Annotated in this window: 9 protein-coding genes; 6 read left to right on the top strand and 3 right to left on the bottom strand. The window is 35.6% G+C overall.

Features of this window, described 5'->3' with window-relative positions; genetic code table 11:
• Window positions 1–138: 138 nt before the first annotated feature.
• From EV143_RS02475 to EV143_RS02460, 4 genes are all read left to right on the top strand, one after another.
• Window positions 139–1,068 (top strand): bifunctional riboflavin kinase/FAD synthetase, encoded by a 930-nt coding sequence (locus EV143_RS02475; protein WP_133506402.1) that lies wholly within the window; start codon window positions 139–141, stop codon window positions 1,066–1,068.
• A 297-nt stretch (window positions 1,069–1,365) separates the two neighbouring features.
• Window positions 1,366–1,803 carry a hypothetical protein gene (locus EV143_RS02470; RefSeq protein ID WP_133506401.1) on the top strand — a complete coding sequence of 146 codons (438 nt, stop codon included), beginning with the start codon at window positions 1,366–1,368 and terminating at the stop codon, window positions 1,801–1,803.
• Between the two features lie 173 nt (window positions 1,804–1,976).
• Entirely contained in the window at window positions 1,977–3,065 is a 1,089-nt protein-coding gene (bioB, locus tag EV143_RS02465) for a biotin synthase BioB (protein ID WP_133506400.1), read from the top strand.
• An 80-nt stretch (window positions 3,066–3,145) separates the two neighbouring features.
• A complete protein-coding gene (locus tag EV143_RS02460; protein WP_133506399.1) occupies window positions 3,146–4,012 on the top strand; it encodes a cupin-like domain-containing protein in 867 nt (288 codons plus the stop codon).
• A gap of 39 nt (window positions 4,013–4,051) precedes the next feature.
• On the opposite strand, the gene EV143_RS02455 is transcribed toward EV143_RS02460, so the two are convergent.
• The 3 genes from EV143_RS02455 to EV143_RS02445 form a co-directional block, all read right to left on the bottom strand.
• Entirely contained in the window at window positions 4,052–7,900 is a 3,849-nt protein-coding gene (locus EV143_RS02455) for a T9SS sorting signal type C domain-containing protein (RefSeq protein ID WP_133506398.1), read from the bottom strand.
• Window positions 7,901–8,084: 184 nt separating this feature from the next.
• Window positions 8,085–14,003 carry a T9SS sorting signal type C domain-containing protein gene (locus EV143_RS02450; protein WP_133506397.1) on the bottom strand — a complete coding sequence of 1,973 codons (5,919 nt, stop codon included), beginning with the start codon at window positions 14,001–14,003 and terminating at the stop codon, window positions 8,085–8,087.
• Window positions 14,004–14,498: 495 nt separating this feature from the next.
• Window positions 14,499–18,107 (bottom strand): hypothetical protein, encoded by a 3,609-nt coding sequence (locus EV143_RS02445; protein WP_133506396.1) that lies wholly within the window; start codon window positions 18,105–18,107, stop codon window positions 14,499–14,501.
• Between the two features lie 282 nt (window positions 18,108–18,389).
• Here EV143_RS02445 and EV143_RS02440 point away from each other — a divergent pair, with 282 nt between their 5' ends.
• Both EV143_RS02440 and EV143_RS02435 read left to right on the top strand, forming a co-directional pair.
• Window positions 18,390–18,854, top strand: a complete 465-nt coding sequence (locus tag EV143_RS02440) for a regulatory protein RecX (protein ID WP_133506395.1) — start codon at window positions 18,390–18,392, stop codon at window positions 18,852–18,854.
• A 569-nt stretch (window positions 18,855–19,423) separates the two neighbouring features.
• On the top strand, window positions 19,424–22,978 hold the full coding sequence (locus EV143_RS02435) for a DUF7507 domain-containing protein (RefSeq protein WP_166638101.1): 3,555 nt from the start codon (window positions 19,424–19,426) through the stop codon (window positions 22,976–22,978).
• Window positions 22,979–23,014: the final 36 nt, after the last annotated feature.

Here is a 23,014-nt window from a genome sequence, read left to right as displayed (position 1 = left end):
TACGACAATTAATGATTTTTTATCGACGAGTCAGGCATTTATGTCAAAAAGTGAACCTGTAGCGTTAAAAAATCAATTCACGTTAGTGTAGAATTTAAAATAGATAGTATAAATTTGCACCATCCTAAACAATTTGCTTTGAAGCTTTTTCATTCTATAAACGATTTTCGATCAACCAAGAAAACTATTTTAACACTTGGCACCTTTGATGGTGTGCATATTGGTCATAAAAAAATTCTGGAACGAATTACTCAAAATACTGAAAACGGAAAATACGAGAGTTTAGTACTTACCTTTTTTCCGCATCCAAGAATGGTTTTGCAGGAAAAATCAGAAATAAAACTTTTGAATACTATTCCTGAAAAATCAAAACTGTTAGAAGAAACCGGAATAGAAAACCTTGTTATTCATCCGTTTAACGAAAGCTTTTCAAGACTAACTGCCGAAGAATTTGTGCATTCTATTTTAGTGGATCAATTTCATATTCAAAAAATAATTATTGGTCATGATCATCGTTTTGGAAGAAACAGAACGGCCAACATCGATGATTTAATTGCTTTTGGAAAAGAATATGGTTTTGAAGTGGAACAAATCTCTGCTCAGGAAATTCAGGATGTTTCGGTAAGCTCAACCAAAATCAGAAAAGCTTTAGACGAAGGAAATATTGCTTTGGCAAATGATTATCTGGGTTATGCTTATTTTTTAAGCGGCGAAGTTGTAAAAGGAAAACAATTAGGAAGAACGATTGGTTTCCCTACAGCCAACATTCATATTGAAGAAGACTATAAAAAAATTCCGAAAAATGGTGTTTACATCGTTAAAACTATTATCAATCAAAAAGAAGTATTCGGAATGATGAATATCGGTTTTAATCCAACTGTAAACGGTGAAAAACAAACTATAGAAGTCCATCTTTTTGATTTTGATGCAGATATTTATGGTCAAAAGATTGAAATTTCTTTATTAGAATATATTCGTGACGAACAAAAGTTTGGTTCTGTTGATTTATTGAAAGAACAATTAAATCAAGATAGAAATACTGCTCTTGATTTTGTTAGCCAGCTTTAAAGATTTATTTTTTAATTTATTGGATAGATTAAGATGTAGTCCCGCTGGGACAAAAATGCACACGAACTTGCCAACCTACCAATATACAATCTCTACGAGATATACTTCGTTAGAAGTTAAATATTGGTAACAAACAAATATCTTAACTTACAAGAATGTCCCGTAGAGACTGCATCCAGTTTACTACTAAACATACTTTTCGTTATTTTTAAATCATCGTACTTCTTTTTTTAGTAAATTTGATATAAAACACTGTTTGTCAACTACATACTATTAACTTCTTTAAAAATAACCATTATGAAATTACCTAAAGAAATTACCAACGGTTTTTTGATATTCCTCGGAATTGGCATTTATTTTTTATTGATGAATTTGTTAGGACTTGCTGATTTGTTCTATTTACGTACGCTGAATGTCTTTTTTATATTTTATGGCGTAAACAGAACTATGCAAATGAACCTTCGCGAAGGCGAAACTAATTTTGTATCTAATGCCGTTTCTGCAATGACTACTTCTGTCGTTGGGGTATCTATGAGTGTTTTCGGATTATTAGTTTATAGTTATGCCCGAGGCGGAGATGCCTATGTAAAAACATTATCGGAGGCATTTATGTTTGGAGGAAATCCATCTGTACCAACTTATTGCATTTGTTTATTGTTTGAAGGACTTGCCTCTTCTGTAATCGTGACTTTAATGATGATGTTATATTGGAACAATAAATATGCAGCCGATTAATATTTCAAAATAAATCAACAATTTAAGCACTCTAAAATCATAAAAATTTATAATTATATGATTTTAGAGTGTTTCTTTTTTGAAAATAACTGCCAATTGTTCATTTACAGAATTCATCATTGGTTGATTAGAACAATTTCGTTACTTTTGAAGCTTCAAAAACAATGTACCTAATGAGCATTACAAAACACAACTGGACAAAAGACGAAATAATCGCCATATATAACAAACCTATGATGGACCTTCTTTATGAAGCGGCCTCAATTCATAGACAAAAACACGATCCGAACGTAGTTCAGGTATCGACTTTACTATCTATCAAAACCGGAGGGTGTCCTGAGGATTGTGGTTATTGTCCACAAGCAGCACGATATAACACAGGTGTAGAAGGAAACGACTTAATGAGCGTTAGCCAGGTAAAAGCACAAGCTTTGCGCGCCAAATCAAGCGGATCATCTCGTGTTTGCATGGGAGCTGCCTGGAGAAACGTAAAAGACGGTGAAGAATTTGATCAGGTTTTAGAAATGGTTCGTACCATTAATAAACTAGATATGGAGGTTTGCTGTACTTTGGGTATGATTACCGAAAATCAGGCACAACGTTTGGCAGAAGCTGGTTTATACGCTTACAATCACAATTTAGATACTTCTGAAGAATATTATAAAGATGTAATTTCTACACGTGGTTTCGAAGACCGTTTACAAACGATCGAAAATGTTCGTAAAACGAATGTTACGGTTTGTAGTGGGGGAATTATCGGAATGGGAGAAAGTATTGAAGACAGAGCAGGAATGCTTGTTGCCCTTTCTACTTTAAATCCACAACCTGAATCTGTGCCTATTAACGCTTTAGTTGCTGTTGAAGGAACTCCGATGGAAGAAGAAAAACCAGTTGAAATCTGGGAAATGATTCGTATGGTAGCTACTACAAGAATCGTAATGCCGGATACGCAGGTACGTTTATCTGCAGGAAGAACAAATATGAGCCGTGAAGGACAGGCAATGTGCTTTTTTGCAGGTGCCAATTCTATTTTTGCTGGAGATAAATTGCTTACTACACCAAATCCGGATGTTCATGAAGACATGAAAATGTTTGATCTTTTAGGATTAATTCCTCAAAAACCATTCGTTAAAGTTTCACAGCCACAAACTGTAGAAGCTGCTGACTCTCAATTTGCACCGCTAGGCGAAAAACCAAAATGGTCAAGACCAGGACACACAATTGAAAGAAATCTTGAAGCTTCGATTAAGTCAAAGAATTAATTAAAAGAGTTAATACATCTCAATAAACATTTTTAAATTGCTTATAACTAGAGTTATAAGCAATTTTTTTATTTATAGAAATGAAATTAAACGAAATAAAAAGGGTAAAAAAAATCAGCAAATCAGATTTTATTTCCCAGTACGTAAAAAACCAAATTCCAGTTGTGATTGAAGAACTTACTGAAGACTGGCCGGCATATGAGAAATGGAAATTATCTTATATGAAGGAGATCGCGGGCAATGTTACTGTTCCTTTATACGATGACAGGCACGTAAATCATGAAGATGGCTTTAATGAAGCGCATATGAAAATGAAAATGAGCGAGTACATCAATCTTTTAGAATCTAAACCTACAAATTACCGTATTTTCCTTTTTAATTTAATGAAACAAGTGCCAGCATTACGAAATGACTTTTTATGGCCTGATATCGGTTTAAAATTAGTGAAACAATTACCGATGCTGTTTTTTGGAGGAGAGAATTCAAAAGTGTTTATGCATTTTGATATTGATTATTCTAATATTTTGCATTTCCATTTTCATGGAGAAAAACAATGCATGATTTTTGCACCTGATCAATCTAAGTTTATGTACAAAATACCGCATGCCTTAATTTCAAGAGAAGATATTGATTTTGATAATCCTGATTACGAAAAATGGCCTGCTTTAAAGAATGTTGAAGGATATATTACGAATTTAAAACATGGTGAAGTTTTATATATGCCCGAAGGATATTGGCATTATATGAAGTATCTGACGCCCGGATTTTCAATGAGCTTGCGAGCTTTTCCACGAAATATTACTAATTTATCCAAAGCAGCTTATAATATATTTATCATGAGGCATTTTGATGTTTTAATGCGAAAACTCAAAGGCCAGAGATGGATTGACTACAAAAACGAAAAAGCGATTCAGAATACGCATGAAAATTTAGCAAAAAGCGCTTAAGAATATTAAAAAGCAGTTGTGAAGACAACTGCTTTTTAATTATAATATAATTTTATTTACCTGAACGTTTCCGTCATGTAAGATTGTTTTGACCATTAAAATCTGATTGGAAGCTGATGCTAAATTTATTTCAAATTCTGTAGCTTCTACTTTCTTTTTATTGTAAATCATTTTTCCTAATGTATCAAAAATTACAACTTCATTAATCGGTGTTTGTATTGAATTTATTTTGATTGTCTTATCTTTTACTGCAACCAATACACTATTTCCTGAATTTTCAAATTCATTAACTTTCAGCGTTTCATAATTATACCTAAGTGTAAAGCGATTATTAAAGTTTCCGCTTAGTGTACTGAATTTATAATCACTAACTGTTAAGTCGTGAAATGTCTTGGTCGTTTTATCTTCAAGATAAACAGCCTGATTACTTAGTTTGCCATCTGCATGATCTATTGCGATTGTAAAATTCCCTGCAACTGAAACACGATATCCTAAAGGAATTATGTCTGTATCTGAAAATGGCAATTCCCGACCTTGAATTACCAGATTCTTATTGGAATTTGTACTATAAAAATCAACGAACTGATTTGCATCCAGAGATTCTGAATCATAATTTTCATCAAAATCATTTGTTGCTCCATTTATATATCCTAAAAGAATTTGTTTAAAAATACCTTCTTCATTTTTAAGATTTATCCAAATACGATCTTTTTCAACAGAACTTTTAATTTCTTTAGTTGGTTTGAAAAAAGTAGCGTTTTGGCCTGAAATTCGCATGCTATCATCAAAATCTACATTCTGTAACCCTTTATTATTAACGAAAAATGCCTGACCTGAAGCAATTTTTCCATCAGGAATATTAGCATTTATACCTGCAGATAAAGCACCGCGTGTACCAACTCCACCAAGCAAATTATAAACCGCATAATCATCTGATGTATATTTATTATTCGCAAATGGTGTATTGTGTGTCCAAAAATATAGTGTTCCCTTAATATTCGATGCGTTTTTGGCTAAAAAAACATCTGCATCAATTGCTGAAGGATACGGATTTCCAACCAAATTAAATCCATCCGTTTTCTGAAAGCTTAAACTTACTTTCCCATTAAATGGAATTCCTTTAAATGTAGCTTCAAATTTTTCAGGAACTGATGCTGAAAAATACTGCGGGCCTCGAATAATATATCCTCTGCCGATAACCATTTTATCTGATGGATTTTCCTGTTTCCAACTATTTGAAGTAATGCTAAAGGAAAAGAATTTATCTAAAGATGTATAAGGTGAAATATCAATCAACTTTTGATTTTCAACTGGTGATGACCAATACGTATAATCAAATTTTAATATTGGAGATGATTTTCTTTTTACATGAACAATTCCGGTATTAAGTGTTTCATCATCTTGCTGATATAAACTTGCAGTATCTTCTAAAACCAAAGTTCCTAATCCTGAGTAATCAAATTCAATTCCTAAAGTATTTCCATTTAAAAGTGTAACCGTTTTACCTTCATCAATAGAACAACTACAAACATTTGCCGATGTTAAAACTGAATAATCATTTTTGAAAAACACTTGCTTTCCGCCTGATGGAAAACCATTGGACCATGTCGTACCATTCCAAGTTGTTGAATCTAAACAAAGTTTTAAACGTGCAATTCTATGTTTTGAAATTCCCGAAACTGAATTAAAATCTCCACCAATTAGTAATCTGTAATCAGATGTAAAACTCATTGAATAAAGCTTGTTATTTAGACGTGCTTCGAAAGAATAATCATAATCTCCCGATTTCAGTAACCGAATTAATCTTAGAGAAATATGGTTTTTATAGGTTCCTGAAAAAGTTCCTCCGACCAAAATACGATCATCCGGTTGTACTAAAATGCTGCGAACATCTCCTTTACTAAAACCTGTACCGGAATCAAAAGATGTATCTAAACTTCCATTGCTATTTAATCGTACAATTCGTTTTTGAGATGATCCGTTATAATTTAAAAATGCTCCTCCAACAATGATTTTTCCATCTGATTGCAATGCTATTGCGTACACATTTTTATCAAAACCACTTCCGACATTGAAACCTGAATCGATACTTCCATCAGGATTTAAACGGATTAATCGTGCAAAAGGATGTCCGTCAAAATTAGTAAACTGTCCTCCCACCAGAATTTTTCCATCAGGTTGAATGAGGACGGTCTCAATAATACCATCTACACTTCTCCCAACATTAAAACTTGTATCTCTAGTTCCATCAGGTAATAATCTTGCAATACGCATTACAGAAGAATCTTTATTATAACTAGTAAAACTCCCTGCCACAATTATTTTCTGATCAGACTGGATTGCCATTGTGTATACGTAAGCAGTAAATCCATAACCAATATTGAAAGTACTATCGACTAAACCGTCTGGTAAAATCCTAATTAAACGATTGGAATTTGTTTCATTGTAATTTGTAAAATTACCTCCCAGAATAATTTTTCCATCCGCTTGCAGTACTGCTGTTTTTATGTAATTATTAGCTCCGATTTGAGCAGGATTAAAACTTGTATCCAGCGAACCATCTTCTGAAAGTCTTGCAATTCTGGATGCAAATTCACCATTAAACTTTTTAAAATTACCAAAGACCATTGTCTTTTTATTTTCTAATGGCATTACTTTATAAACAGAATTATCAAAACCAATTCCAGCCGATAAATAAGCCGTATCATATTCTCCCTCCGTATTAATTTTTGCCAGCCTTCCTTGGTTTAATCCATCAAAAACCGAAAATGAACCTCCAATATACCAAGATCCTTCTGAATCATCTTCCAGAGCCAAAACGGATGCCGATGCTGGTCCTGAACCAAAGTCAATATCATCTTTTAAAATTCCATTCTGATTCAAAAGAAAAACTCTGTTAACATCAACTCCATTGTAATCACCTGTAAAGGAGCCTCCTACCATAATATTGCCTGAAGAACTTAGTTTAATAGTCTGAACGGCTCCTGAATTAATTCCTGATCCAGACAAAAAACTGTTGTCATTGCTTCCATCTTCATTAATTCTAATAATTCTGTTGGCCACATTTCCATTATAAGTTGTGAATTTTCCGCCAAGAATAATTTTGCCATCAGGTTGTACAGCGATGGCACTTACGTCATCGTCGAAGCCTGTTCCAATATTAAAACTCGAATCTACTCTTCCGTCTGAATATAATCGAACCAGTTTGTTGCTTGCGGTTCCATTAAACGAAGTAAAATTACCGGACAATAAAATTTTTCCGTCGGGTAGGATTACAATATTTGTAATGTTAGAAGTTGAACCTGTTCCCGTATTAAAAGAAGTGTCTAAATCACCATTAGGCAAGATTCGGGCGATTCTATTTGCGGTTGTACCATTATATTTTGTAAAACTACCGGCTATTATAATTTTACCATCGGCTTGCGCTTTTATGGCATAAATAATTCCAGTTGTCCCTCCAATTGACGTATTAAATGAAGCATCATTTGATCCATCTGTATTTAATCTAATAAGTCTTCCAGCATTAATTCCGTTATAAGTTGTAAAACTCCCTCCAACAATAATTTTTCCATCTGATTGTATGTATGAAGAATAAACTTTGCCATTAAATCCAGTTCCAGTATTAAAAGCTAGATCAATATTTCCATCTGGATTTAAACGAGTTAAATACGGCGAAGAAATTCCATTAAGATTTAAATAATCACCACCAACAATCAGGTTTTGGTCTGTTTGCAAAGACAAGGTTCGAACCGTATTATCGAACCCATCTCCGTTTAGTCCGTCATCAAGTATATTAAAAGTTACATCAACTTTACCTTGTTGTGCAGAAAGTTGCAGACTTATAATGGGTAAAAAGAAAACCAGCGAAAGAAGTATTTTTTTAATCAAAATTAAGTAGTGTTGCGAGAATTATTTATATGTAAGAATTTGGCTAAAATTATGATTTGCTTTGAAACCATGCAATACCCACTTTCCGTGATATTTTTAATAAAATATCGCGTTCTCTCAAACATCTAAAAACAAAAAAAGACGCACTATTTGTGCGTCTTTTAGTAGTGATCTATTTAACTTCTTAATTAAAAATAATTTTCTTGGCAGCTGTAAAGTTGTTATCCAGGGTAACTTTCACAAGCAGTACCTGATTTGCCACTTGCAGGTTCTGAATCTGCAATTCAGTGTTTCCTACTTTCTTTTTGTTGTAAAGCAGTTTTCCAGATACATCATAAATGCTAACTTCCTTAATATTTTCTTTTGAGGACAGTACTTTGATGGTTTTATCCTTCACCGAAACCAGAAGGCCGTTTTCGATGTTTTCGAAGTCTCCTGTTCCAAGTGTTTTGTTGGTGTAACGCAATACCAAACGATCTGCAAAGGTTCCTTTAACCGTTGTGAATTTATAATCACTTTGGGTTAAATTATGAATGGTTCCGGTTGTTTTGTCTTCCAGGTAAATCACCTGATTTTTCATGTTCCCGTCTGCCTGATCAATCGAAATGGTAAACTCCCCTGCAATAGTCGTTCTATATCCCAACGGAACCAGATCCGTATCTGTAAAAGGCAACGCGCGCGCCTGAATTACATAATTGTTATTGTTGGCCACACTGTAGAAATCAATATAGGTATTGGCATCAAAACTTACTCCGTCGTATCGGGGTTCATATTCATTTGTAGCCCCTTGTACATACCCTACCAGCATTTGCTTGAAGGCTCCCTCGGTATTGGTCATGTTTAGCCAGATACGGTGTTTTTCCACTGCAGCTGTTTTCGAAGCCGATTTAAAGAACTGTGTATTGTCAGCTGCTCCAAGACGCATTCCATTGTTAAATGCTATTGTTCCGCCAGTAGCGGCACTTGCAAAAAAGGATTGTCCCGCACCTATATATCCTGATGGTTTGCTATTATTGTTGGAAGGGTTTGAGCTAGGGGCCTGTAGGCCTGTTCCAACACCACCTGTCAGATTATAACTTGCATAATCCGTTGAGCTGTATTTATACGCACCTGAAAGAACCACCGGCGTGTTATGGGTCCAGAAATAAAGAGTTCCTTCAAGGAAATTGTTTTCTGTTATAAAGGTATTGGCATCCAGGGCAGACGGATACGGGTTTCCGATTAAATAGTATTTACCAGCTGCCAGTGTTTCACCATTGATTATTCCATTGTTTGGAATACCTTTGAAAGAAGCTTCGTAATCAGCCTTTACTGTATTGGAAAAGGTTTGCGGACCACGGATAATGTAACCCTTACCAACGGTCATGATCGTGTTTTTATTGGTAATGACCCAATTATTACCGTTAAATCCCATAAACTTATCCCCTAAGGTATAAGGAGAAACATCAATAAGTTTTTGCGGTGTTACCGGTGTTGACCAGTATATATAATCAGCCTGACGAATTTGGGCTGCGATACGCTTATAGGTAATTGTTCCTGAATTCACAGCATTATTATTTACCTGAACAAGGCTCGAGTGGTTCTCGAATGTTAATGTTGATCCTGAAGAAACGTTAAGTCCGTTTATGATATACAAAGTACGGTCTGAAGGCACCACGATGTTAATTCCTGTATTGATGGTCAAAGAACAGGCTGTTAGATCAGAAGATACCGCAAAAGTACCTGCGATAATAGCTGCTTTTGTAGCATTAGGAGGCAGGTTTGACCATGCTGTACCGTTCCATGTTGTGGAAGACTGATCTGTTATGGTTACATCAGATGATACTACAGAGGTACAAGTGCCATTGCTTACGGTAAATCTGTAAGTTCCCGCTGCAAGACCGGTAACGGTATATGTGGTTCCTGAACCGTTTATTGTATTTGAAGCAAAACCCGTTTGGTTTATTGTCCAGGCTCCGGAAGGCAGGTTGCTTAAAGCTACGCTTCCAGTAGTAGTACAGCTAACACTGGTTGTAGTGCCCGCCGATGGAGCTGATGGTAAAGGGTTAACAGTTAATAAAACTGCATTAGAAATTGTGTAGCAAGTATTACTGGTTACTGTACAACGAATATAGAAATTAGAATAAGTAACCGGTACATTTGTTAAAGATAAACTTGCAGTATTATCTCCTGAAACACCAGCCTGACCGTTTGTTGCTGTCCAAGGTCCTGAAAGGCTTGCACTATATTCCCACTGATAAGTAGGCGATGTAGCAGAAGTTACGATACTAAAACTTCCACCTTGCCCCTCACAAACTGCTAGAGGTTGTGGCTGTGATGTAATAACTGGTAAAGGGCTTGTTATAATTGTTCCAGTAGTTGTTACATTTCCGCAACCACCTGTTAAAGTAACAGTATATGGAAACGAACCTGAAATTGATGTTGTTCCGTTTATCGTAACAACATTTGCTGCCCAAGTTCCACTAACTCCAGTTGGTAAACCTGAAAATGTTGCACCTGTAGCGCCTGTTGTTGTAAACGTGATATTGCTTAAAGCTGTATTAATACATGCAGTTTGATTATTTGTTCCTGCTCCCGAACTTAATGTTATGGTATTTGCAGGTGTAATAGTTATCGTTCCAGTGGCTATTACATTTCCGCAACCTCCTGTTAAAGTAACGGTATATGGAAACGAACCTGAAATTGACGATGTTCCGTTTATCGTAACAACATTTGCTGTCCAAGCTCCATTAACTCCGGTTGGTAACCCTGAGAATGTTGCTCCCGTTGCTCCCGTTGTAGTATAGGTGATATTCGCTATAGCTGAATTAACACAAACAGTTTGATTGGTTGTTGACGCAAGTGAAGTTAATGTCACCGTATTTGCTGGTGTTACAGCAATTGAACCGTTCGCGGTCACTACTCCACATCCTCCTGTTAGGGTAACTGTATAATTGTATGGACCTGCTGTAGCTGAAGGTGATCCGCTAATGGTAACGACATTTGATGCCCAAGATCCGGTAACTCCGGTTGGTAATCCTGAAAATGTTGCTGCCGTTGCACCTGTTGTAGTATAGGTGATATTCGCTATAGCTGAATTAACACAAACAGTTTGATTGGTTGTTGACGCAAGTGAAGTTAATGTCACCGTATTTGCTGGTGTTACAGCAATTGAACCGGTAGCGGTCACTACTCCACATCCTCCTGTTAGGGTAACTGTATAATTGTATGGACCTGTTGTAACTGAAGGTGATCCGCTAATGGTAATGACGTTTGACGCCCAAGATCCGGTAACTCCATTTGGCAATCCTGAGAATGTTGCTCCCGTTGCACCTGTTGTGCTGTAGGTGATATTCGCTATAGCTGAATTAACACAAACAGTTTGATTGGTTGTTGACGCAAGTGAAGTTAATGTCACCGTATTTGCTGGTGTCACAGCAATTGAACCGGTAGCGGTCACTACTCCACATCCTCCTGTTAGGGTAACTGTATAATTGTATGGACCTGCTGTAGCTGAAGGCGATCCGCTTATTGTAATGACGTTTGACGCCCAAGATCCGGTAACTCCATTTGGCAATCCTGAGAATGTTGCTCCCGTTGCACCCGTTGTAGTATAGGTGATATTAGCTATAGCTGAATTAACACAAACAGTTTGATTGGTTGTTGATGCAAGTGAAGTTCGTGTTACTGTATTATTTGGATTAACTGTAATTACAACTGTAAACGGAACTCCTGCACAACCTGAAGTAGTGGGAGTAACGGTATAGGTCGCTGTTTGTGCTGTAGCTGTTGGATTTGCTAATGTTCCTGAGATACTAGATGGTGTTCCAGTACTGGCAGCTCCTCCAGTTAATCCTCCTGTCACTACTGGAATTGGCCAACTGTAAGTTGTTCCTGTTGGAATTGTACCATTAGTTCCATTAGTAGGTGTAACAGTAAAAGCAACACCACTACAAGTTGATGTAGATATCGGAGTAACTACTGCAGAAATCATATTGATTAAAATTCCTGTTGACGGTGTGGTATTAGTTCCACAGGTAACTAATGCGCGATAATAAGTAGGAGCAGTTTGGCTAGTGGTATAAATAGATTTATTAGCACTAACATCAAGATATTTTATTACTAAATTATCTATACTGTGCTGATCTTTATTTCCACCTGTTCTTGCTGAAAATTTAAATTTCCAGGTTGATTTATTAGTTGCTGTATAACCAGGTAACAGTAAATTGCTAATAATGGAAGTCCCTGCTAAACTAAGAGACAAATACCCATTATTATCAACAGTTAAAGTTATATTTCTATAATTTGCATTTCTAAGAGCTACAGCTCCAATGGCAGTTGCAAAAATTGCATTTCCTCCGTAATTAATTCGGATTCGACCACCTACGGCTACCTGATCATTATCGTAAGTGTCTAATTTTAAAATAAGACCATTTCCTTCTCCATTTTCACCTCCGCCATTATTATTTATAAATCCGTCTCCATAACTCAAACTCAGACCATCTGCACCATCAGCAGGACCTAACCAAATTTTATAATCAAAACTTGTAGTAAAAGCATTAACATTACTACCTAAGCTTTTATTAATGAAATAGGCACTCTGGTGTCCGGTTTCAGCGACATCAGTTAAGGTTAAAACTCCTCCCTCTATTTTAGCATCAAGGCCTGAAACACTTTCAATTCCAACTGTTGTATTTGCTGCTTGCGGAGTAGAAAAATCTGAAGAAAAAAAAGCGGGTTGAGATGGTGTAGCGTTTACCCAATCTGTTCCATTAGTAGAAGTTTGCCATTGGTAAGTTGGTGCTCCTAAAGTTTCATTAGCCAATGATAAAGTAAAAGGGGTAGTAGAGCAAACTGGGTTTGCAGTTGAATTAGTACCTCCAGGTGCTGGTGTGGCGGTACAAGTAGCACCAATTTTAATGGTATAATCTTCAACCTGTCCTGCATTATTCGCATCAGAGGCAGCACACGGAGTTGTGTTATAACTTCCTAAATGACCAATAACTCGCATAGTTGTATTTCCTAATAATGCTGTGGCAGGAATTTTAACAAAGACTGAAGCAACTACATTTTGTGCAGGGGAATCTCTAAAAGTTCCTACAACATAATATTCATCAGAATCTAAAAAATCACCATCCTGATTCCAGTCAAAAAAAGCTGTGTAATAATAATTTACATTTCCACCTGTATTCCCTTTTACATTTAAGGAATAACTTTGATCTCTGTAAACAGTAGTTGGAGTTAAACCTGTAAAGTTTTCATATGAAGTTGTGCCATTACTATTGTTATCTAAAGAATTAAATTTAATATTCGTAATCTGCGTTACAGTTCCAAAATTACTAAATGAGCATACTACAGGGGTCCATGTAAATGTTAATCCACTCGTAGGTAATTTTCCTGTTCCTGTATTAGCAGTGGCAGCATTATTTCCTCCAGCTGATGAAGCAGTCCAGTTATTAGTAATTAATCTATTGTTAAAATCTGCACTTGAAGGACCTCTTAATCCAATTTGAGTAGTTAAGTCAGATGTGTAATTTACTGAGCAACTTCCATAGACAACTTGAATTAAGTTGGTCGATTCATTTAATCTTATCTGGAAATTAAATGATTCTCCACTATTATTCCTAGCCTCATATCTTCTAATATTTGTCCATTGGACAACAAAAACCCTGTTAGGTGCAGTTCCAGTTGTTGTATAAACTACATTTGAACCATTGCTTACTAAATCTCTTCCTAAAGCACTAATTGCACCAGCATATGTTGTCCCTGTTGATATAGGATTAAATTCATTAGTTGCTGAAATAGTTGTTCCAAACGTTAGAAATCCATTAGAATTGATAGAGCAAGTTGTATAATTTACATTATTATAAGTAAATGTAAAATTAAATGGGATTGAGTTCGTACTTACATTGTCATCCCATCCACTTGCATGAACTGTTGTGCCTGCAATAGCAGTATAAGTTCCTGCAGTTTGTGAAAAAGTATAGTTTGCAACCTGACTTTTTACATTCAAAACAACAAAAAACATTACCAAACAAAGTAATTTTGCATTCTGAGTATAGCTCTTTTGAGAAAGAGAATTAAAAAATAAAGAATGCACTAATAAAAGTAATTTTCTAATCATATAGTTGTGGTATTTGTGTTCTTAATCTTCGAAAATCTGCTTATTTGAAACTAAAAAATTCAAAATGTTGATGTTTAAACATTTACGATTTTTAGGTAAGATGGTTTTACAATTTTAAATAAAAATTGAATTTTAACATTTTGAAAGCTTTTTTTTACAAAAGAAATTTTCGAAATACCACTACAAAACCTAGCCAAACTCTAAAAAAGGGCTAACTATTTAATCCTCAGAACTTTTTAAAATAAATTATTCCTTTTAAGATTATTCTAGTCCAAATAAAGCTTAAAAAATAGCATCTTACAAATGTTTTAAAATAAAAATTAACTTTTGAATCAAAAAGTAAAAATAATCGTTCAAACGAGTTTTTTAGTGTTAAAGAAAAATCTTTCAAAGTTAAAAGCTTACTTTTTCAAATTCATCTTTTTCAATTTTTTGCAAAAAAAAAGCCCACTTGAATATTTTTCAAGTGGACTTTTTTAGTTAAAATATTGGTTTCTAATAAACTATTTTATAAGTTTTAGTTGCATTTGTTTCTAAAACTACTTTGACTAATACAGCCTGATCAGCTATTTTTAGATTATCGATTTTCAAAATAGTATCTGAAATATTGACTTTTTTATAAAGTAATTTCCCTGAGAAATCATAAATATAAATAGTGCTTATTCTATCAACATTGGAACTAACTGTAATTGCTTTGTTTTTTACAGCTACCAGAACATTTTTATCTTCATTTTCGAACTCGCCAGTTCCCAATGATTTATTTGCGTAGCGTAATACAAAACGATCAGTAAAAGTTCCTGTTGAAGTATTAAAAGTATAATTGCCCGCTCGCAAATCATGAATAGTATTTGTAATTTTATCTTCGAGATAAATAGCATGATTACTTAAATCGCCATCTACATGGTCTATTGCAATTGAGAAATCTCCAGAAATTGTACTTCGATAACCTAGCGGAACAGCATCTACATCACTAAAAGGTAATGCACGACCCTGAATGACATAGTTATTACCATTACCAACACTGTAAAAGTCTAAATAGGGGTTTGCATCAAAACTTTTTCCGTCGTACTTATTTTCGTATTCGTTGCTTGCGCCTTCAATATAACCAATTAACATTTGTTTAAAAGCTCCACCTTCATTAGTCATATTTAACCAAACGCGATGTCTTTCTGCTGCTGGTTCAAATGTCGCTGCCGATTTAAAAAACTGAATATTATTTGCTCCCCCAAATCGCATAGTGTTATTAAACTGTATTGTACCTGGATTAATACTACTTGCAAAAAAGGATTGTCCTGCAGCAATATAGCCAGATGGCGCAGCATTATTATTTCCGGCATTTCCACTAGCCGCAGGCACACCAACACCACCAGTCAAGTTGTAACTCGCATAATCATCAGAATTGTAACGATATGCCCCTGACAAAACAACAGGAGTATTGTGAGTCCAGAAATAAAGTGTTCCGTCTAAAAATGGATTCTCGATTAAAAATGTATTTGCATTTAGTGCTGATGGATAAGGATTTCCAATTAAGTAAAATTTTCCGGCAACAACTGTTTCACCAGATAGATTACCATTGTTGGGAACACCGACAAATGAAGCCGTATAATCTGCCTTTACTGTATTTGAATAACTGTTTGGACCACTGATAATGTAGCCCTTACCAACGGTCATGATCGTGTTTTTATTGGTAATAATCCAATTATCAACGTTAAATTCCATAAACTTATCCCCTAAGGTATAAGGAGAAACATCAATAAGTTTTTGCGGATTTACTGGGGTTGACCAGTATACATAATCGGCCTGGCGAATTTGCGGACTAGTACGTTTATAAACAATGTTTCCAGAATTCACAGCATTTGTAAGTTGCAATAAACTCGAATGGTTTTCAAAAGTTACAATTCCACCATTATTTGATAAAGATTTTGTTAATGTTAAAGTATCCAAAAACTGAATTGTAACGTTTACCCCCGAATTTACAGTGCAGCTACAACCATTAATATTTCCTGCACCTCCACCAGTTGAAATATAATTTCCTGCAAATATAAGATTCTGATCTAGCGTTGGTGTTCCGTTAGACCACGAAGTCGTGTACGTATTGGTAACCAATCCTGGCACTACAGCATTTGCTGAAACTAATGAAACACAGGTTCCATTATTTACGGTGAAAGTATAAGTGTTAGGAGCAAGTCCAGAAATAGTAGCTGTTGTTCCTGAATATGGCTCTACAATTGCGCCAGGAAAAAGGGTTAATGTACCAGCAACCGGCAATCCGCTTAAAGCAATACTTCCAGTTGCAACAATACAAGTAGGAGGAGTAATTGTTCCTATTATGGGAGCTGATGGTAGAGCATTTATGACTACATTAAAATTCAATCCCGGACTCGAACTACAAGCATTTGCATTTTTTACGGTTATTGTTCCGGTATAAGTTCCGGCTGCAGTTCCCGCAGGTATTGCAATTGAAATTGGACTTGCAGTTAATGTGGCATCAGTAACGGTTACAAAACTATTTGTTGGTGAAGCATTCCAAACGATGCTATATGTTGTCGGCGAGTTTGTTGTTCCGTTGTAAGTAAGTGTTGTGTTTTGAGCACTTGTACTTGCACAAACCGGAGCAACAGTTCCAAGAGTTATAGTTGGTAACGGATTTACCACAACGTTAAAAGGTACACCAGAACTAGAAGTACAGTTATTTGCATTTTTTACGGTTATAGTTCCAATGTATGTTCCCGCAGCAGTTCCCGCTGGAACAGCAATTGAAATTGGACTTGCATTCAATGTAGCATCTGTAACAGCTGCAAAACTATTTGTTGGTGAAGCATTCCAAACAATACTATATGTTGTCGGCGAGTTTGTTGTTCCGCTATAAGTAAGTGTAGTATTTTGAGCACTTGCACTTGCACAAACGGGAGAAACAGCTCCAAGAGTTATAGTTGGTAACGGATTTACGACAACGTTAAAAGGTACACCAGAACTAGAAGTACAGTTATTTGCATTTTTTACGGTTATTGTTCCGGTATAAGTTCCGGCTGCAGTTCCCGCAGGTATTGCAATTGAAATTGGACTTGCATTTAATGCAGTATCTGTAACAGTTGCAAAACTATTTGTTGGTGAAGCATTCCAAACAATGCTATATGTTGTCGGCGAGTTTGCTGTTCCGCTATAAGTAAGTGAAGTATTTTGAGCACTTGCACTTGCACAAACGAGAGAAACAGCTCCAAGAGTTATAGTTGGTAACGGATTTACGACAACATTAAAATTCAGTCCAGGACTCGAAGTACAGTTATTTGCATTTTTTACTGTTATGGTTCCGGTGTAAGTCCCTGCTGCAGTTCCTGCAGGTATTGCAATTGAAATTGGGCTTGCATTTAATGTTGCATTAGTAACAGCTGCAAAACTATTTGTTGGTGAAGCATTCCAGACAATGCTGTATGTTGTTGGCGTATTGGTTGCACCGCTATAAGCTAAAGTTGTATTTTGCGCACCAGCACTTGTACAAACTGGAGCAACCGTTCCAAGAGTAATAGCAGGTAAAGGATTTACCGTAACTGTTGTAAAATTAGAATCGGAGGAAACGCAAGTTCCACTTTGAACTACAGCTCTAAATTGAGTTGTTTGAGTAAGAGCTCCCGAAGTGTAAGTTGTAGCTGTATTAACAATATCTGTCCATGTTGAGAATGGACTTACTGAAGATTGCCATTTTACAACTGTTCCTGTATGCCCTGATAGCGTTAATAAAGCACTTGGAAAACCGCTACAAATTGTTGTACCACCATTAACTGTACCACCAATTGTTGCGGGCGAAATAGTTATATTACTAGCGACATTGTTTGTACTAATGTTAGAAAAACAAGCGCCAGATGTTAATTTTGTAACAGTTATAGAGCCTGTTCCAGCCGTTGTTAAACCTGAAGCAGTAAAAGTTCCAGTACCAGCCGTCCCAACAGTCATTGTTGCAATAAGTCCTGTTGCATTTGGATTACTATGATTGTATGTAACCGTATAATTACCAACCGGTAACAAAGCAGCAGTTGAATTTAGTGGTGGTTGTGCCCATAAAGACACATAAATAAAAGATAATAGTAAAGATAGTTTTAGCTTCATAAATGTGGTATTTAGGATTAAAGAATAATTTATTAAGCTATCTTTAAGTAAAAAAACACTGATTTATTCAGCAAATGAGATGTCTCTTTTTCTTAAAAACGTCTTGTATCTAAGTTACTGAAATAAAGGTTTTTATGATAATAAAAGTGATATTTACCTACAAATTATCGATTTGTAAATTTTTTAACTTAATTTTCCCAAAAATTTACTCATTTAGTTGTAAATTCTTACTTTTAGATATTAATCAATAACATTTCTTTCTATCCTTTTGGAGTTAAAATCATGACAATCAAAGAAGCAATACAAAAACTAGAACACTTTTGCGCCTATCAGGAGCGTTGTCATGCAGAGGTAGTTTCGAAATTATATGATCTCAAAATGACTTCTGATGAGATGGATTCGATTATTGTTCATTTAATTCAAGAGAATTTTTTAAATGAAACTCGTTTTGCATGCAGTTTCGCGAGAGGAAAACACAGGATTAAGCATTGGGGTAAAATCAGAATTACAAACGAATTAAAATTTAGGCAAATTTCTTCAACTAATATTACTTTAGCTCTTAAAGAAATTTCTGCAGAAGAATATGCAAATACCTTCGAAAAACTTTCGGAAAGATGTTGGAATGGCATTCAAGAAAAAAATAATCTAAAGAAGAGAAAAAAATTCTGCGATTATATGCTTCGTCGTGGTTATGAAAGTAATTTGGTTTATGATAAGGTGAAAGAACTTGAACAAAATTTCAGTTAATTTCAGCTGAAAAATCTTGTCAGGAAAATCACTTTATGTCAATCTCAAAAACTGATAAAAATCCTATATTTTCATCAATTTTACAAAATATCAGAAGATAATTATTTTGATGATAATTTACTATATCAGACGTTTTTCTAATAATTATTTCAAAAATCAACTGCTTTTTACTCCAATTTTAACGATTTTTCTTATTTTTAGCTTTAGCTATTTATAGGAAATAACACAAATTGTTTCTTTTCCTGATGTATTTCATCGACTATTTTAACATTTCATCGATTAAATAGCCATTATCAAAAACCCTATATTATTGTAACACGTACATGTGTTTATCTTTGCTTGGTCAAATTCTTATGTCATCTAACAAGTTGATAGAAAACATTTAACATGACTAAAACTTTACTTTTTTGCATTTCATTTTAACTGATTTATTTTTCCAAAAGAGAAAAGTTCAAAAATTATTAAAAGCAAATAGAAATATATAATATATGCCCCAAAAAACTTTTTTATCAGTACGTTCTTTATTTTTAAAAAATTTAGGAATACTTATTTTTTTGCTTCCATTTAAAATGTTAAGCCAAAATACGATTACAAGAATCCATACCGACTGGAAAGGATACTGGACATCAAATAGTACAACAGGAGTTGGAAACCGACCAGATACTGCCAATAATTTACTGGCTTTTGCCTGGAATGGTACAACTTATTCTACAGGTGTAAATGATAATGTTCTAACCACCAATGCCGTAACTTTTAATCCACAAAAATTTAGAGCATTAAAAATTCAAACTTTAGGGCTAGATACTAGCATGTATTATCTGCAGGGATCAATGATCGATGGATCAGCTTCTACTGCTAAGTTAGTTCCGGCATTAGCAGGATCTACCTCTACAGGAGCAGAACTTTCTTCCAGACTTACTGATGGTACTAGCGGTTTGACGCTGGGAACAGGAATCGCAAATATTAAAACGGGTATCTCTGAATTTAAAATTGGTACAAACAATTTGAATATTCCTGGTATTGGTGACGGGATTCCTGATATTATTGTAACTCAGGTAGCAGAACCAGGTGGTCAATATGATACTTTTAAATTTGTAAATGCTGCAGGAGCTACAGTAGGAACAGAAATATCAATTAAATTCGATGCAATAACAGCTATAGGAACATATAGTCTTGATTTGTTTAGAGCTGATAATGGAACAGTGGCTTTTACGCCAGCTGCAACAAGAGACATAAGAATGCTGGGAATAGAAACAAGTTCATTTGGTATAAATGCAACAAATGCTTCACAAGTAGATCGTTTTGTAGTTACTTTTTCTGGTAGTTCAGATTGTGCTTTTATAGCATTCAACACAAATTCATTAAAAATTGCTGAATTAGGATTGGTTAAAAAAGCTTCGCTGGCTACATGTGGTAAAGTGGGCAATACCATCAATTATACTTTTGAAGTTACAAATACTGGAGAAGTACCTATAACTGATATTAAAATTACAGACCCAATGCCAGGACTGGTAATTTCAGGTAATCCAATTGCCAGTTTAGCGGCTGGAGCAAAAGCTACATTAACAGGAACTTACACTATTACTGCTGCAGATGTAGCAGCTGGTAAAGTAGTTAATTCAGCAAAAGTTACAGGAACTGATCCTTCACTCAATATTATTGAAGATATATCCGGGCAAACCAATACAGATAATATAGCAACTACTCTTTTATTACCTGCTCCAACCTTTACGGCACAACCGGGAGCATCAACTTGTATTGGCACAAGTGTTACTTATTCAACGGAAACAGGAATGACAAACTATGTTTGGGGATTGCAAGGTACAGCCGGAACAAATTACACAATTGTTTCTGGCGGTGGCACTGGAGATAGTTCGGTTACCTTAAAATATTTAACAGCAGGAAGCAAAACAGTATCGGTTAATTATACAAATACTAACGGTTGTACTGTGGCTACAGCAACTTCTTCATCAGCAGTTACTGTTAATGCATTACCAACACCAACTTTTACCGCACAGCCAACAGCACCAATTTGTATTGGTACAACTGTTACTTATACTACACAAGCCGGAATGTCAAATTATGTTTGGGTATTTCCTGGACTTGCAGGTACAAATTACGTAATTGATAATAAAGGAACCAACGTAGATAATACGGTGACTTTACATTACTTAACTGCAGGTACTAAAATAGTAACGGTCAATTACAGCAATTCGAACGGTTGTACAGCAGCGTCAGCAATTTCTTCATTCACGACTACTGTTAACCCATTACCATCAGCTCCAAGTTTAGTTGCTTCAAATATTAGCTGTACTACTACTGGAAGCGTAGCTTTAAGCAATCTGCCTTCCGGAGCCTGGACAATAAACCAAACGGGTTTTGCTTCAAATACAATAAACGGTTCAGGAACAACATATACCGTTAGCGGACTTGCAGCGGGGACTTACAGATTTACCGTAAGCAATGGTACCTGTACCTCTGTAGTATCATCTGATGTAACCATAACAGATCAGTCTTCCACAACCTGGAACGGTACAGCCTGGTCCAACCTGCCTCCTAATGCTACAAAAGCAGCTATTATCGCAGGTACTTTTGCGGTATCTTCTGATCTAACAGCCTGTTCTTTGACCATCAATACAGGAATTAACATCGTGGTGCCTTCAGACCGTACTTTGTATATCATAAACGGACTTAACGTTTCTTCAGGCTCAACATTAACATTCGAGAACCACTCGAGCCTTGTTCAGGTAAACAATAATGCTGTGAATTCAGGAACAATTACCTATAAGCGTATCGCAGCCCAAATTCGTCAGGCTGATTATATATACTGGTCAACACCGGTAACACCGCAAAAACTTATTGATGTTTCTCCTTATACCTTAGGGGATAAGTTTATGGGATTTAACGGTAATAATTGGGTCATTACCAATAAAAACACGATCATGACCATTGGTAAGGGTTACATTATCCGTGGTCCGCAAACCTTTTCCAATACAGTAAAGGCTGATTATGAAGCTTCTTTCAAAGGTGTTCCAAACAATGGAATAATCAATGGTGAAACACTGGCAGCTGGTAAATACTATTTAATCGGAAACCCGTATCCTTCTGCATTGGATGCCGATACCTTTATAACAGAAAACAATTTCCTTGAAGGAACACTTTATTTCTGGACCCATAACACGCCGGTGGTTCTTTCAGGTGCGTATAAATACAGCTCAACGGATTATGCAAGTTATAATCTGACCGGTGGTGTTGGAACAGGCCTACAGGCTCCTAGTTCAAACCCTTCCAACAACAATAGTAAACCATCAGGATATATAGGTGCGGGACAATCCTTTTTTGCAAGTGCCGCTACTGGCGGAACAATCGCATTTAACAATGGAATGCGTCTTGGAGCAGCTGACAATACACAGTTCTTTAAATCGGCTTCAAAAACAGCTGCAGTGGAAAAACACCGTGTCTGGTTAAACATGACCAATACCGAGGGAGCCTTCAAGCAAATGCTGGTAGGGTATGTACAAGGGGCTACAAATGAATATGAACCCCGATACGACGGAGTAAGTTTTGATGCCAATACCTATATTGATTTCTACAGTGTGGCCAACAATAACAATTATGTGATTCAGGCGCGCGCGTTGCCTTTTACAGATACGGATCTGGTTCCCCTGGGATATAGAACAACTATTGCAGGAGAGTTTACCATTTCGATTGATCAGGCAGACGGGAACATGAAAAATCAGGTGATTTACCTGGAAGACAAAACAACCGGCACCATTCATAATTTAACCCAAAGTGATTATAAATTCACCACGGTTAAAGGAACATTTGCAGATCGTTTTGTATTGCGCTACACCAACAAAACACTTGGAACAGGAGATTTTGAAAACATCGAAAACGGCCTTCTGGTTTCGGTGAAGGATAAAACCATCAAGGTACTCTCTTCAAAAGAAAACATTAAGGAAATTAGCATTTATGATGTATCTGGAAAACTGCTTTACAACAAAAAGAAAGTAGGAACTACCGAATTGCAGATTCAGAACCTGCAGGCAGCAAATCAGGTACTGCTTGTGAAAGTTACTCTTGAAAACAACTTTACAGCTGCCAAAAAAATTATTTTTAATTAAGAAAATAAGATTTTATATAAATGAAAAATCCATTCC

Source organism: Flavobacterium chryseum, from assembly GCF_004362015.1.
Taxonomy (GTDB): domain Bacteria; phylum Bacteroidota; class Bacteroidia; order Flavobacteriales; family Flavobacteriaceae; genus Flavobacterium.
This window is presented reverse-complemented; position numbering and strand designations above follow the sequence as displayed.

Coding starts and splice junctions, on each gene's coding strand:
- EV143_RS02460 (WP_133506399.1), top strand. CDS start 3,146: ATGAAATTAAACGAAATAAAAAGGGTAAAAAAAATCAGCAAATCAGAT.
- bioB (WP_133506400.1), top strand. CDS start 1,977: ATGAGCATTACAAAACACAACTGGACAAAAGACGAAATAATCGCCATA.
- EV143_RS02450 (WP_133506397.1), bottom strand. CDS start 14,003: ATGATTAGAAAATTACTTTTATTAGTGCATTCTTTATTTTTTAATTCT.
- EV143_RS02445 (WP_133506396.1), bottom strand. CDS start 18,107: ATGAAGCTAAAACTATCTTTACTATTATCTTTTATTTATGTGTCTTTA.
- EV143_RS02470 (WP_133506401.1), top strand. CDS start 1,366: ATGAAATTACCTAAAGAAATTACCAACGGTTTTTTGATATTCCTCGGA.
- EV143_RS02440 (WP_133506395.1), top strand. CDS start 18,390: ATGACAATCAAAGAAGCAATACAAAAACTAGAACACTTTTGCGCCTAT.
- EV143_RS02435 (WP_166638101.1), top strand. CDS start 19,424: ATGTTAAGCCAAAATACGATTACAAGAATCCATACCGACTGGAAAGGA.